Genomic DNA, 12,692 nt, shown 5'->3' with positions numbered 1-12,692 from the left:
CTGTGTGCGCAAGAAGTTGAGGGTGGCGGCCTACGCCGTCTGTGTCCGTGACGGCCATATCCTGCTCGCCCGCTCGCCCGCGGCCGACGGTACCCCGGAGTGGGTGCTGCCCGGCGGCGGCATGGAGCACGGCGAGGATCCCCACGACACCGTCGTGCGGGAGCTGGAGGAGGAGACCGGCTACCGGGTCGAGGTGACCGGTCTGCTCGGCATGGACTCCTCCCACCACGTCTTCCGCCGCGAGGGCCTGCGCGGGCCCGTGGACCATCACGGCGTGCGGATCGTCTACGAGGGGCGGGTCGTCGGCGGCGAACTGCGCAACGAGGTCGACGGCTCCACCGACATGGCCGCCTGGCACGACCTGGACGCCGTGCCCGGGCTGACCCGGGTACGGCTGGTCGACGTGGCGCTGCGGCTGTGGCGGGAACGGCCGGTGACCGGGCGGGTGTCCGTGCCGCCGAAGGCGTGAGTCCCGCGCACCCGGCGCGGTACGCGGCCCTCATCGACCGGGTGCACGCGGGCCGCGCGGACCGCGTTCCCCTCCCGGGGGACGGCTAGTGCCGCGGCAGGCAACGTTTGCCCGTTGAGGAGCGGGGTCGTGGGGGTACCTCCCGCCCGAGCCGTGCGAAGCCGGTTCGAGGGTGGGGGAGCGTGCTCTCGGTGTGCCGGCCGGAAGCCCTCGTACTGGATGTACTTGGGCTTTCGGCCGGTGCGGCGAGAGGGTGTGCCGGGCGTCGCGACGGGGCGAACGTTGCCTGTCGCGGCACTAGGGTCCGCCCGGCGGCAACGAGGAGGGCCACCGGCTGCCGGTGGCCCTCCTCTCCCCTCCTGATGCCTCCCCGGTCCCCCTCCTACCGGGGCAGCACCACGACATGTGCGGCCGGATCGCGGTCCCCCGACGCCATCAGGGCCGTACGGACGACCGTCGCCTGCTGTTCCATCGCGTCCCGGAGTTTCCTCGGGGTGATGTACACGACCGTGATGCCCAGCCGCTCCAGATGCTCGCGCTTGCGGGCGTACTCGGACCAGAGGGCGTCGTCCTCCTGCCGGTGGCCCTGGCGCGGGGCGCGTGTGTCCAGCTCCACCGCCACCGCGTGGTCCGGCCAGTACGCGTCGACTCCGCCGAGGTGGGGGCCGCCCGGCAGGCGGAGGTCGACGTTCCAGACCGGGTCGGGGAGGGCGTACTCGCGGACCATCGTGTACAGGCGGGCCTCCGCGATCGCCCGGCCCTCGGCGAGCAGCGAGTCCACGGCGTCCACCACGTGCGGGCGGCTCAGCAGCTTCGCCAGGTTCAACTCCCGTACCACCGCCGCCGGTTCGCAGTGCCCGGCGCGCACCGCCTCCGACAGCAGCTGCCGTACCGAACCCGCGTCTCTCAGCTGGGCCACCGCGTCGGCGAGGGCGCGCGGCACCGGGGCCACGGGGACGCCGGTGACCTGCTCGGGGGCCGGGAGGGAGGACGTGCGGACGATGTGCGCGCAGCCCGTGGAGCGCAGCCGGCGCAGCCGGGGGACCAGGACGTCGATCCGCTCCAGGGAGGGCAGCGGGGGCGCGGAGGTGAAGCCGTGCAGGGTGAGCGCCGCGAGGCCGGTGATCATCGCCTCCGCGTACAACGGGCGGTGCGGTTCCCCGGCGCCCGGCTGGACCGGCACCCCGGAGGTGGACACCTCGCGGGCCGCGTACAGCAGGACCAGGTGCAGCCGCTCCTCGCTGGTCGGCGGTCCCGGGTGGAGCAGGTACACACCCGGGAGGACCTGCTGCCAGGGGCCGCCGGGGCGGCACTGCTCGACGGTCTCGGCCGGCGGGACGCCGTGCGAGCGGAGCTGAGCCGCCGTCATGACGCGGCGGTGCACGTCCGAAAGGTGGCGGACGGGGCGGGGGGAGGCCGGGGGGAGCGGCGTGTTGTGGTTCATGCATCGCAGATTCCCGCGTCCGATCGGCCCTTTAACCGCTGTTACACGTCCGTCGACAAATGCGGACAAGCTCGTCCTAAAGGACAGGTGTTCGGGTGCCGAGTAGGCGCCGAAAACCCCTGGTCCATCCGGTGGGAGCCAGGGGTTACGGTTCCGATTGCCTGAATTCCGTAACGGTGACGGTCCGCGGAATCCATGGCCATAGGTCAGGCGTGCTCGGCCCTCGCGTCGCGGGCCTGCCCGCGCAGCCCCCGCGCCAGGTCGTCCCACGCCTCCAGGACCAGGCGGCGCAACGCCGGGGGCGCCGACTCGTGCGCCGCCAGCCAGACGTCCGCCTCCACCAGGGTCGCCGGGGAGTCCTGAAGGGAGGGGAACAGGCCCTTGACGATGGTCATCGCGATCTGGATGGAACGCTCGGACCAGATGCGCGCGATCACGGAGAAGTACTTCTCCGCGTACGGGGCGAGCAGCTCGCGCTGCGAGGGCTGGTTGAAGCCCGCGATCGTCGCCTCCACCAGGGCGTTGGACAGGGCGTCGGACTCCACCAGCTGGGCCCACGCCTGCGCCTTGACCGCCGCCGACGGGCGGGCGGCGAGGCAGCGGACCTGGTGGCGCTTGCCGGACGCCGTGTCGTCACGCGCCAGTTCGGCCGCGAGCACCGACTCGTCCGCGACGCCGTGCGCCGCCAGCGGCTCCAGGAACGCCCAGCGCAGCTCCTGGTCCACCTCCAGGCCGTCGATCTTCACCGTGCCGTCCAGCAGCCCCTGGAGCAGCTCGAAGTCGGAGGCGGAGGACGCCGCCGACGCGAAGAAGCGCGCCCAGGCCAGCTGGTGCTCGCTGCCCGGCTCGGCCGCCCGCAGCTCCCTCAGCGCGCCCTCGGCCAGCAGCCGCTCACCGGTGCTGCGCAGCGGCGGCGCCACGTAGTGCACCAGCGCCGACTCCGCCCAGGCGTGCAGCATCTGCAGCACCCCGATGTCGGACTCGCGCCCCGCGAACCGCAGCACCAGGCCGATGAAGTCCCGCGCGGGCAGCAGCGCGTCCCGAGTGAGGTTCCACAGCGCCGACCAGCACAGGGCGCGGGCCAGCGGGTCCGTGATGTCACCCAGGTGCGAACGCAGCGTGTGCAGCGAGGTCTCGTCGAACCGGATCTTGCAGTACGTCAGGTCCTCGTCGTTGACCAGGACCAGCTCCGGGGCCTCCTGGCCCGCGAGCTCGGTCACGACCGTCCGTACGCCGTCGACGTCCGTCTCGGTGCGGGCGTACCGCACCAGACGGCCCTCCTCCCGGCGGTACAGGCCGATCGCCACCCGGTGCGGCCGCAGCTCGGGGTGCTCCTCAGGAGCGTCCTGGAGCACCGCCAGCTCGCTGATCCGGCCCTGCGTGTCCAGCAGCACCTGCGGCGTCAGCGAGTTCACCCCGGCCGTCTGCAGCCAGGACCGCGACCAGGCCGCCATGTCCCGTCCGCTGGTCTCGGCCAGCACCGACAGCAGGTCACCGAGGCGCGTGTTGCCGTAGGCGTGCCGCTTGAAGTAGCGGCGGGCGCCCTCCAGGAACGCGTCCTGCCCGACGTACGCCACCAGCTGCTTCAGCACGGAGGCGCCCTTGGCGTAGGTGATGCCGTCGAAGTTGAGCTTGGCGTCCTGCAGGTCGCGGATGTCCGCCGTGATCGGGTGGGTGGAGGGGAGCTGGTCGGCGCGGTAGGCCCAGGCCTTGCGGCGGTTGGCGAAGGTGATCCATCCGTCGGTGAAGCGGGTCGCGCCGACCAGGGAGAAGGTGCCCATGAAGTCCGCGAAGGACTCCTTCAGCCACAGGTCGTCCCACCACTCCATGGTGACCAGGTCGCCGAACCACATGTGCGCCATCTCGTGCAGGACGACGGTCGCCCGCGCCTCGTACGACGCCTGCGTGACCTTGCCCCGGAAGATGTACTCCTCCCGGAAGGTCACCAGCCCCGGGTTCTCCATCGCCCCCAGGTTGTACTCGGGTACGAAGGCCTGGTCGTACTTCCCGAAGGGGTACGGGTAGTCGAAGTGGTCGTGGAAGAAGTCCAGGCCCTGCTTGGTGATCAGGAAGACGTCGTCGGCGTCGAAGTGGGGCGCGAGGCCCTTGCGGCACAGCGCGCCGAGCGGGATCTCCAGCCGCGTACCGTCCTCGAACACGCGTTCGTAGGAGTCCGTCACGTAGTGATAGGGCCCCGCCACCACACAGGTGATGTACGTCGAGATCGGCTTCGTCTCCGCGAACCGCCACACCCCGTCCGTGCGCTCGCCGACGCCGTTGCTCCACACCACCCACTCCTCGGGCGCCCGCACCTCGAAGCGGAAGGGAGCCTTGAGGTCCGGCTGCTCGAAGTTCGCGAAGACACGGCGGGCGTCGGCCGGCTCGTACTGCGTGTAGAGGTAGACCTCGCCGTCCTCGGGGTCGACGAAGCGGTGCAGGCCCTCGCCGCTGCGGGAGTAGGCGCACTGGGCGTCGACGACCAGCTCGTTCTCGGCGGCGAGGTCCTCCAGCAGGATCCGGGCGCCGTCGAAGACCTCACCGGGGTCGAGATCACGGCCGTTGAGGGTGACGGCGGTCACACTCGGTGCGACGAGGTCCGCGAAGCTCGACGCGCCGGGCTCGTTGCAGCGGAAGCGGATCGTGGTGACCGAGCGGAAGGTGCGCGGACCGTCCCCGGCCTGGTCGCCCACCGCCGACCGCACGTCGAGCGACACGTCGTAGCCGTCGACGGAGAGCAGGGCGGCCCGCTCCCGGGCCTCGTCGCGGGACAGGTTCTCACCGGGCACGGGCGGTACTCCCTCAGGGCGTTGACGGCAGGTTCCGAACAGGACCGATCCTGCCACGCGCCCCTGACGCCGGGCAGCAGGGAGCAACCGGCCGAACGGGCGGGGAATGACCGGCGAGGACGGCGGCGTTCACCAGGGAAACGGTTCGCCTTGAGGAGAGACATGCCGGAGAAGACCCCCGTCGACTTCTGGTTCGACCCGCTGTGCCCCTGGGCCTGGATGACCTCCCGCTGGGTGCTGGAAGTGGAGAAGGTCCGTGACATCGAGGTCCGCTGGCATGTGATGAGCCTCGCCGTCCTCAACGAGGACAGGATCGACGAGCTGCCCGAGGAGTACCGGGAGATGCTCGCCACCAAGGCGTGGAAGCCCGTGCGTGTGGTGACCGCCGCCTGGCAGAAGCACGGCGCCGACGTCCTCGGCCCGCTCTACACCGCGCTCGGCACCCGCTTCCACAACAACGGCGAGGGCCCCACCCTGGAGGCGATCGCCGGCGCCCTCGCGGACGCCGGACTGCCCGCCGACCTGATCGACTACGCCGACCAGGAGGACTTCGAGTTCGACGCCGAGCTGCGCGCCTCCCACAAGGAGGGCATCGAGAAGGTCGGCCAGGACGTCGGCACCCCGGTCATCGCCGTGCCCGGCCCCGACGGCGAGCAGATCGCCTTCTTCGGCCCGGTCGTCACCCCCGCCCCCAAGGGCGAGGAGGCCGCCCGCCTCTGGGACGGCACCCTCGCGGTCGCCTCGGTCCCCGGCTTCTACGAGCTCAAGCGCACCCGCACCAAGGGCCCGGACTTCAGCAACCTCTAACCCTCCTCATCGGGCTCGGGCATCTTCTGCGGCGGGTTCAGGGGCTTGGCCCGGTGGCCGGTGCGGATGTTACGGCAGTCGCGCTCGGTGCTGACGCAGATCCAGTACTCGTCCACGTACGCGCGGGGCCCGAGCCCCTTGAGTTCGCGGATGACGTCGCGTTCCCGGTCGTCCTTGACCTGCCGGTGCGGCTGGTACGTACCGCACGTGTGGCAGGGCATCGTCCTCTCCATCGGCATCCCGCCACGATGGCCCGGAATCCCGCCCGCCGAAAGCCCCCGCGAGGCTTCTCGCGGGGGCACGTCCGCAAGGCCGGCGTCCGCCGGTTCCCGGACGCCGGCACCGGCCTGCCACGGCCGACGACACCCACGAGGCCGCCCGGGCGGCCCCTCCGCTCGCACGGAGGAGCCGCCCGCCATCCGGACGCGCCGGGCGCGGACCGTGTCTACGCCGCCACGGGCGTGTAGTGCGCCGCGTCGCCCTCCACCGACCAGCTCTCCTTGCCCTCGACGCCGACCGGGACGTCACCGGCGACGGTCACCCGGTGCAGACGGCGCGGCAGCTTGTCGTAGTTGTCGATGGCGTAGTGCTGGGTGATGCGGTTGTCGAAGAGGACGAGCTGGTTCGGCGACCAGCGGTGGCGCAGGACGTTCTCCGGCCGGGTGACGTACGACTGGAGCAGGTCCAGGATCCTGCGGGACTCGCCCACCGACAGGCCGACGATCCGCTGGGCGAATCCACCGATGAACAGCCCGCGTTCGCCGGTCAGGGGGTGGACGCGGACGACGGGGTGGGCGGTGCGGTACTTGATGGACGTGAACCGGGCGCGCTGGGCGGCCCGTTCCTCGTCGATGTCCTCGACCGGGACCGCGTAGTCGTAGTCGTTGGTGTGCTCCGCCCACAGGCCGTCGGCCAGCCGGCGCAGCGGCTCGGGCAGTTGGCGGTAGGCGGCCGCCGCGTTGGCGATCAGGGTCTCGCCGCCGTACGGCGGGAGTGTGATGCTGCGCAGGGTGCTGGCCTGCGGCGGGTTGAGGACGAAGGTCACGTCGGTGTGCCAGTGGTTGGCGCTGCCCTGCTCGCTGTCGACGGGCAGCACGTTCGGGGCGCCGTCGACGGCCGGCACCGTCGGGTGGGCGGTGGTGAGGTCGCCGAAGTGGCGGGCGAAGGCCTGCTGGCCCTCGTCGTCGAGGTCGACGTCGTCGAAGACCAGGGCCTTGTGGATGTTGAGGGCCTCGCGCAGGGCGGCGACCGTGTCGTCGTCGAGGGGCGCCGCGAGGTCGGCGCCGGAGACCTGGGCGCCGATGTTCGCGGTGACCTTGCGGATGTCGAGGGGCATGGCGGGTCCTTTCAGACGAGGGCGTGGGCGGGTTCGGGGGCCTGGGCGTACTGGTTGGCGGGGCGGGGGAGGCCGTAGCGCTCCCGCAGGGTCCGGCGGGGGCCGTACTCCCCGCGGAGCAGGCCGCGGGCGCGCAGGAGCGGGACGACGTGGTCGACGAAGGCGTCGAGGCCGGACGGCAGGACCGCGGGCATGATGTTGAAGCCGTCGGCGGCGCCCTCGGTGAACCAGGTCTCGATCTTGTCGGCGACCTGTTCGGGTGTCCCGGCGAAGGTGAGGTGCCCGCGTCCGCCGCCGAGCCGGCCGATCAGCTGCCGCACGGTGAGGTGTTCGCGCCGGGCCAGCTCCACCACGAGCGTGTAGCGGCTCTTGGCGCCCTCGACGGCGTCCTCCGACGGCAGATCGGCCGGGAGCCGCGCGTCCAGCTCCAGTGATCCCGGCTCCAGTTGGAGCAGCTGCTCCAGCCGCCGCACACCGTGCTCGTGCACGATGTGCTCCTCCAGGATCCGCTCGTGGGCCAGCGCCTCCGCCTCCGTCGAGCCGATCACCGGCACGATCCCGGGCAGCACCTTGAGGTGCTCGGGGTCCCGGCCGGCCGCCACCGTCCGTGCCTTGAGGTCGGCGTAGAAGGCCTGCGCGTCGGCGAGGGTCTGCTGGGCGGTGAACACCGCCTCCGCGTACCGGGCCGCGAACGCCTTGCCGTCCTGCGAGGAGCCCGCCTGCACCAGCAGGGGATAACCCTGAGGGGTGCGGGGGACGTTGAGGGCCCCCTCGACGCTGAAGTACGTCCCCTGGTGCCGGGGCGGGTGGATCTTCGCGTCGTCGCCCCAGACGCCGGACGCCTTGTCGGCGACGATCGCGTCGTCCTCCCAGCTGTCCCACAGCTTCAGCGCCACGTCGAGGAACTCGGCGGCGCGGGCGTACCGCTCGGCGTGGGCGGGTTCGGCGTCGAGCCCGAAGTTGCGGGCGGCCTCGGCGCCGGCGGTGGTGACGATGTTCCAGCCCGCCCGGCCCCCGCTGATGATGTCGAGCGAGGCGAACTTGCGGGCCAGGTTGTAGGGGGAGTTGTAGGAGGTGGAGGCGGTGGCGATCAGGCCGATGTGCTCGGTCGCCGTGGCCAGCGCGGTCAGCAGCGTGAGCGGCTCCAGCGCGCCGGCCGGGCGCTGGGCGACCGTGCCCCACAGCTGGGGGCCGTCGGCGAGGAAGAGCGAGTCGAAGGTGCCGCGTTCGGCGATCCGGGCGAGCCGTACGTAGTGGTCGAGCTCGACATGGGCGTGGGGATCGCTCTCCGGAAGCCGCCACGAGGCTTCGTGGTGGCCGGTGTTCATGAGGAACGCGTTGAGGTGGAGTTGCCGGGGCATGCGGTGTCCTTTGCTACGGACAGGGTGTCGGACGGTGACTGGCGAGCGCCGGTTCAAAACGTTCAGCCGGTCCGGCGCTCGAGAACGAGGCCCGCTCGGGGCCGAAGCGGGGGCCCGGGGGCGGCAGCCCCCGGCAGACGGTCACTGCGGCCGGCGGTCACCTGACGTCCTCCGTCACACCCAGCGCCGCGAGCAGCCGCCCCCGGTACTCGCCGCGGGCACGCGCATCGCTGTCGATGGTCAGGTCGAGGCCGATACGGCCGTGGTCGAGGACGAGGACCCGGTCGGCGAGCACGATCGCCTCGTCCACGTCGTGGGTGACGAGCAGCACGGAGGGCCGGTGGCGCTCCCACAGCTCGCGCAGCAGGGCGTGCATCCTGATACGGGTGAGGGCGTCGAGCGCGCCGAACGGCTCGTCGGCGAGCAGGAGTTCCGGCTCGCGCACCAGCGAGCGGGCCAGGGCGGCGCGCTGGGCCTCGCCGCCGGACAGCTCGTTGGGCCAGGCCCGCTCACGGCCCGCGAGACCCACCTCGGCGAGGGCCTCGCGGCCCCGCTGCTCGGCCTCCTTGCCGTCGAGCCCGAGCAGCACGTTGGCCAGCACCCGCCGCCAGGGCAGCAGCCGGGAGTCCTGGAACACCACGGACACCCGTTCCGGCGCGCTGAGCTGCCCGCTCCCGGTGACCTCGTGGTCGAGGCCGGCGACCGCCCGCAGCAGGGTGCTCTTGCCGGAGCCGCTGTGCCCGAGCAGGGCCACGAACTGGCCGGCGGGGATGTCGAGGTCGACGCCGTCGAGGACCGTACGCCCGTCGAAGGAGCGGGTGAGGCTCCTGAGCCGCACGGCGGGACGGGTCAGCTGCTCAGTGTGCGGCGCCATGACAGCACCCTCCGTTCGATGAGGCGGACCGTGCTGTCGGAGACGAGACCGAAGATCCCGTAGACGACCAGGCCGACGAGGATGACGTCCGACTGGCCGTAGTTCTGGGCCTGGAACATCATGTAGCCGAGGCCGCTGGTGGCGTTGATCTGCTCCAGCACCACCAGGCCCAGCCAGGACCCGGTCACGCCGAGCCGCAGCCCCACGAAGAACCCGGGCAGGGCGCCGGGGACGACGATCTCCCGGATGAAGCGCAGCTTCGACAGGCCCTGCACCTCGGCGAGTTCGACGAACCGGTGGTCGATGCCGGCCAGCGCGGCATGGGTGTTCAGGTAGATCGGGACGTAGACGACGATGGCGATGATCGCGATCTTGAAGGTCTCGCCGATGCCCAGCCAGAGGATGAACAGCGGGATCAGACCGAGGGTCGGGATGGCCCGGTTGAGGTTGACCGTCCCGTCGATCAGCGCCTCCCCGGTGCGGGTGAGCCCGGACGCCAGCGCGAGCACGGTCCCGGCGGTCAGACCGATCGCGAAGCCGGAACCGGCCCGCTGCAGCGAGGTGAGGATGTCGGTGGTCAGCGTCCCGTCCGTCCACAGATGGGCGCCGGTCTCCACCACCGTCCAGGGCGCCGGGATCGCGGCCGGGTCGAGCCGCCCGGCGGCGGAGGCGGCGGCCCACAGGGCGAGCAGCAGCAGGGGCCCGGTGAGCCGGGCGGCGGGCAGACGTTTGCCGGGGGCGAGCCCGCGGCGGCGGGTGCGGGGCCGCTCGTCGGCGACGACGACGGGGGCGGCCGTGTTCAGGGTGGTCGTGGTCATGGCGGTCACTTCCGGTACTCGGCCGGTACGGACTTCGCGGCGATGCCCTCGAAGCGGTGGTCGAAGAGCTCGCCGACGTCGAACTTCTTCACGAACCCGCCCTCCGCGAGCAGATCCGCGGTCTCCTGCTCCCACTTGATCGCCTCGTCCCAGCTCGGCGGGAACAGCGGCTTGTTGGCGAGGGCGGTGATGGACTGCGCCTGGGCGAGGGTCAGGTTCTGCGTCTTGACGTAGAACTCCCGGTTCCAGACGTCCGGGTTCTCGTACTGCCACACCTGGCCCTGGGCCCACTGCGGGATGTACGCGGCGATCGCGGCGGCCTTGGCCCGGTCGTCGAGCACGGAGACCGGCGCCCACAGCAGGTTGAGCAGGTCGACGACGTCGGTGGTGATGGTGCGGGCGCCCTTGGACTCGTACTGCGCCAGATAGGCGGGCGCCTGCGTGTTGCCGAGCGGCGCGATGTCCACCTGGCCCGACTGCAGGGCGGTGAGGAACTGGTTGCTGGTCAGCGGGACCAGGTCCACGTCGTCGTACTTCAGACCCGCCTTCTTCAGCGCCCGCAGCAGCACGACGCCCTGCGCCTGCCCCTGCGAGAAGGCGAGCTTCCTGCCCTTGAAGTCCTCGACACCGCGGATGTCGCTGCCGGGCTTGGTGGCGAAGAGGTAGTTCGGCTTGCGCGTGATGTTGATCGCGACGATCTTCGCGTCGAAGCCCTGGAAATGCGCCTGGATGGGCGGGATGCCCGCGTTGTTGGCGAGGTCGAGGGATTTCGCGCGGAAGGCGTTGATGACGTCGGGACCGGCGCCGATGTTCAGCCAGCTCGACACCGTGAACGGCAGCTCGGGCAGTTTCGCCAGCCTGAACTGGAGCTGCTGGGTGTTCTGGAAGGAGGCGATCTTCAGGCTCGTGCCGGCGGGCACCTTGTCGGCGAGCGGGGCCGCTGAGGCGCCCTTGGACCCGGTGGCCGCGCTGCTCTCGGCGCAGCCGCTCAGGCCGGCGGCAGCGGCGGTGACACCGAGCACGGAGGCGAGGAAGAGGCGCCGGTCGACACCGGGCGTACGGGAAACGGGCATGGGAGGACCCCCAGGGGAAAAGGTGCGGAAAAGCAGGCGAAGGCATGCCGAGGCAGGCGGAATTCCGGGTGGGACAGGGGCCGGCCGGGGTACGGCCGGAGAAAGGAATTCACACAGGTGGATTCATGCCGTGAAAGGCAGGAAGAAGGACGCGCTCCCGGCGCGCCGGGGCGTCAGCAACAGAGGGTGCGACAGCTCATGAGGAAAATGTTCCAGGTCACGCTCGACTCCTGTCAACATTCCGAGTTTCTGAATTAAGTAACCTGAGGTGACACGGTGAGCGGATCCCGGTAGAGGACGTCCAGAGCCACCGCTCCGCCCGCCGTCGCCAGCACGGAATCCGAGGGAAAACTCGTCGGCGAGACCGAGGCCGCGCGCGCCGCCCCGACCTCCTCCCGCACGGCGGCGAGACAGTCCTCGCGGGCCATCGCCCCGACCTCCGTCACCACCACACGCTCCGGATTGAGCACGTCCAGCAGCAGCGCCGCGGCCCGCCCCACCATCCGCGCCCGCTCCAGCAACAGCCGTACGGCCACCGGGTTCCCGTCCGCCGCCGCGGTGACCACGTGCATCGGGTTGACGCCGTCGATCACCCCGGCCGCACGGGCCCGCCGGCACAACGTCCGCTCGCTCAGCTCCACCTGGAGGCAGCCGACCCGCCCGCAGTCGCACGGCTCGGTGCCCGCGGCCAACGGCAGATGCGCGATGCTGCCCGCCTGGGAGCGCGGGCCGTGGTGCACCTCGTCATGGGTGGCGAAGGCCGCGTCGACGACGTTGCCGACGAACAGGTGCAGCACACTGCGGCTGCCGCGCGCCCGCCCGAACAGCCGCTCCGCGTTCACCAACGCCCGCGCGTGCCCGTCCACATGGACCGGCAGCCCGGTGCCCGCGCCGACGGTCTCCCGCACCGGCACGTCCCGCCACCCGAGCAGCGGATGCTCGACGACGGTCCCCGAGTCACGGTCCACCCAGCCGCCCGCGGCCACACCCACCCCCAGGGCCCGGCGGCCGGGCGTCGAGGCGAGCAGCGCGCCCAGCCCGTCGGCGGCCCGCGCCAGCACGGCGGAGGGCTCGGTCCCCCGATGCCTCAGCTCCCGCCGCGCCACCACCCGCCCGCGCAGATCGAGCAGCGCGACGGTCGTGTACGGCACGGCCACATGCACCCCGCCCACCACGAACCGCCCGTCGTCCAGATCCACCGGGACGTGCGGCCGGCCCACGCCGTTGCTGCGCCGGGGCGCATCGGCCTCCCGGATCAGCCCGAGGCCGGTGAGACGGGCGCAGTGGTCGGTGACCGAGGCCGGGGACAGCCCGGTCAGCCGGGCGATGGTGCTGCGCGCGACCGGCCCGTGCTCCAGCACGGACCGCAGGATCACGCTGGCGCTGGTTCGCCGCCGGTCGCTGTCCGCGATCCGGGGGACGGGGGAGGGGGCACCGGAAGAGGGGTCGCCGGAAGAGGGGACGGCGGGGAGACGGGGAGGTGCCGCGGTACGGGGCATGAAGAACTTCCTGAGGGCCGGTCCGACACTGCGCCTGCTGCTGACGAGGCGCCACGGATCGACTCCGGCCGCCTCACACCGGACGGCGACAGGCGGCCGCGCCCACGCGTCGCAGGTCGACGTGGCGACGCGACGAGAAGTTCCGGGCCTGGGCAACCATGGCTCGAAGCTAGCAAAACGGCCCACCGCTGCCCAGACGGCGACCGACGGGCGAGACGGCCCCGG

11 protein-coding genes are annotated in these 12,692 nt (G+C 71.9%); 2 read left to right on the top strand and 9 right to left on the bottom strand.

Features of this window, described 5'->3' with window-relative positions:
- The first annotated feature begins 4 nt into the window (after positions 1-4).
- Positions 5-469 carry an NUDIX hydrolase gene (locus ACPT94_RS00745; RefSeq protein WP_360349031.1) on the top strand — a complete coding sequence of 155 codons (465 nt, stop codon included), beginning with the start codon at positions 5-7 and terminating at the stop codon, positions 467-469.
- A gap of 382 nt (positions 470-851) precedes the next feature.
- On the opposite strand, the gene ACPT94_RS00740 is transcribed toward ACPT94_RS00745, so the two are convergent.
- Together ACPT94_RS00740 and pepN are read right to left on the bottom strand one after the other, a co-directional pair.
- Positions 852-1,913, bottom strand: a complete 1,062-nt coding sequence (locus ACPT94_RS00740; RefSeq protein WP_425244791.1) for a hypothetical protein — start codon at positions 1,911-1,913, stop codon at positions 852-854.
- Between the two features lie 206 nt (positions 1,914-2,119).
- The gene (pepN, locus tag ACPT94_RS00735) at positions 2,120-4,699 is read right to left on the bottom strand and encodes an aminopeptidase N (protein ID WP_360340693.1); all 2,580 of its coding nucleotides are present in this window, start codon (positions 4,697-4,699) and stop codon (positions 2,120-2,122) included.
- A gap of 162 nt (positions 4,700-4,861) precedes the next feature.
- Here pepN and ACPT94_RS00730 point away from each other — a divergent pair, with 162 nt between their 5' ends.
- Positions 4,862-5,506: a mycothiol-dependent nitroreductase Rv2466c family protein gene (locus tag ACPT94_RS00730; protein WP_425244790.1), complete on the top strand. Its 645-nt coding sequence runs from the start codon at positions 4,862-4,864 to the stop codon at positions 5,504-5,506.
- Here ACPT94_RS00730 and ACPT94_RS00725 read toward each other — a convergent pair.
- The 7 genes from ACPT94_RS00725 to ACPT94_RS00695 all read right to left on the bottom strand — a co-directional run bounded on the left by ACPT94_RS00725 (position 5,503) and on the right by ACPT94_RS00695 (position 12,467).
- On the bottom strand, positions 5,503-5,727 hold the full coding sequence (locus ACPT94_RS00725) for a hypothetical protein (RefSeq protein ID WP_360340699.1): 225 nt from the start codon (positions 5,725-5,727) through the stop codon (positions 5,503-5,505). The genes ACPT94_RS00730 and ACPT94_RS00725 overlap by 4 nt on opposite strands.
- Before the next feature lie 224 nt (positions 5,728-5,951).
- Positions 5,952-6,842: a TauD/TfdA dioxygenase family protein gene (locus ACPT94_RS00720; RefSeq protein ID WP_425244789.1), complete on the bottom strand. Its 891-nt coding sequence runs from the start codon at positions 6,840-6,842 to the stop codon at positions 5,952-5,954.
- An 11-nt stretch (positions 6,843-6,853) separates the two neighbouring features.
- Positions 6,854-8,203, bottom strand: a complete 1,350-nt coding sequence (locus tag ACPT94_RS00715) for an LLM class flavin-dependent oxidoreductase (RefSeq protein ID WP_425244788.1) — start codon at positions 8,201-8,203, stop codon at positions 6,854-6,856.
- 157 nt (positions 8,204-8,360) lie between these two features.
- Complete coding sequence (locus tag ACPT94_RS00710; RefSeq protein WP_360340708.1) at positions 8,361-9,077, bottom strand: ABC transporter ATP-binding protein; 717 nt, start codon at positions 9,075-9,077, stop codon at positions 8,361-8,363.
- Positions 9,053-9,895 carry an ABC transporter permease gene (locus tag ACPT94_RS00705; RefSeq protein WP_360340711.1) on the bottom strand — a complete coding sequence of 281 codons (843 nt, stop codon included), beginning with the start codon at positions 9,893-9,895 and terminating at the stop codon, positions 9,053-9,055. The genes ACPT94_RS00710 and ACPT94_RS00705 overlap by 25 nt, the downstream gene beginning before the upstream one ends.
- Positions 9,896-9,900: 5 nt before the next feature.
- On the bottom strand, positions 9,901-10,968 hold the full coding sequence (locus tag ACPT94_RS00700; protein ID WP_425244787.1) for an ABC transporter substrate-binding protein: 1,068 nt from the start codon (positions 10,966-10,968) through the stop codon (positions 9,901-9,903).
- A 254-nt stretch (positions 10,969-11,222) separates the two neighbouring features.
- Complete coding sequence (locus ACPT94_RS00695; protein WP_360340716.1) at positions 11,223-12,467, bottom strand: ROK family protein; 1,245 nt, start codon at positions 12,465-12,467, stop codon at positions 11,223-11,225.
- Between the last annotated feature and the right edge of the window lie 225 nt (positions 12,468-12,692).

The organism is Streptomyces aurantiaciflavus (assembly GCF_049808595.1).
In the GTDB taxonomy this organism is placed as follows: domain Bacteria; phylum Actinomycetota; class Actinomycetes; order Streptomycetales; family Streptomycetaceae; genus Streptomyces.
This window is presented reverse-complemented; position numbering and strand designations above follow the sequence as displayed.

Coding starts and splice junctions, on each gene's coding strand:
- ACPT94_RS00740 (WP_425244791.1), bottom strand. CDS start 1,913: ATGAACCACAACACGCCGCTCCCCCCGGCCTCCCCCCGCCCCGTCCGC.
- ACPT94_RS00730 (WP_425244790.1), top strand. CDS start 4,862: ATGCCGGAGAAGACCCCCGTCGACTTCTGGTTCGACCCGCTGTGCCCC.
- ACPT94_RS00725 (WP_360340699.1), bottom strand. CDS start 5,727: ATGCCCTGCCACACGTGCGGTACGTACCAGCCGCACCGGCAGGTCAAG.
- ACPT94_RS00720 (WP_425244789.1), bottom strand. CDS start 6,842: ATGCCCCTCGACATCCGCAAGGTCACCGCGAACATCGGCGCCCAGGTC.
- ACPT94_RS00715 (WP_425244788.1), bottom strand. CDS start 8,203: ATGCCCCGGCAACTCCACCTCAACGCGTTCCTCATGAACACCGGCCAC.
- ACPT94_RS00710 (WP_360340708.1), bottom strand. CDS start 9,077: ATGGCGCCGCACACTGAGCAGCTGACCCGTCCCGCCGTGCGGCTCAGG.
- ACPT94_RS00705 (WP_360340711.1), bottom strand. CDS start 9,895: ATGACCACGACCACCCTGAACACGGCCGCCCCCGTCGTCGTCGCCGAC.
- ACPT94_RS00700 (WP_425244787.1), bottom strand. CDS start 10,968: ATGCCCGTTTCCCGTACGCCCGGTGTCGACCGGCGCCTCTTCCTCGCC.
- ACPT94_RS00695 (WP_360340716.1), bottom strand. CDS start 12,467: ATGCCCCGTACCGCGGCACCTCCCCGTCTCCCCGCCGTCCCCTCTTCC.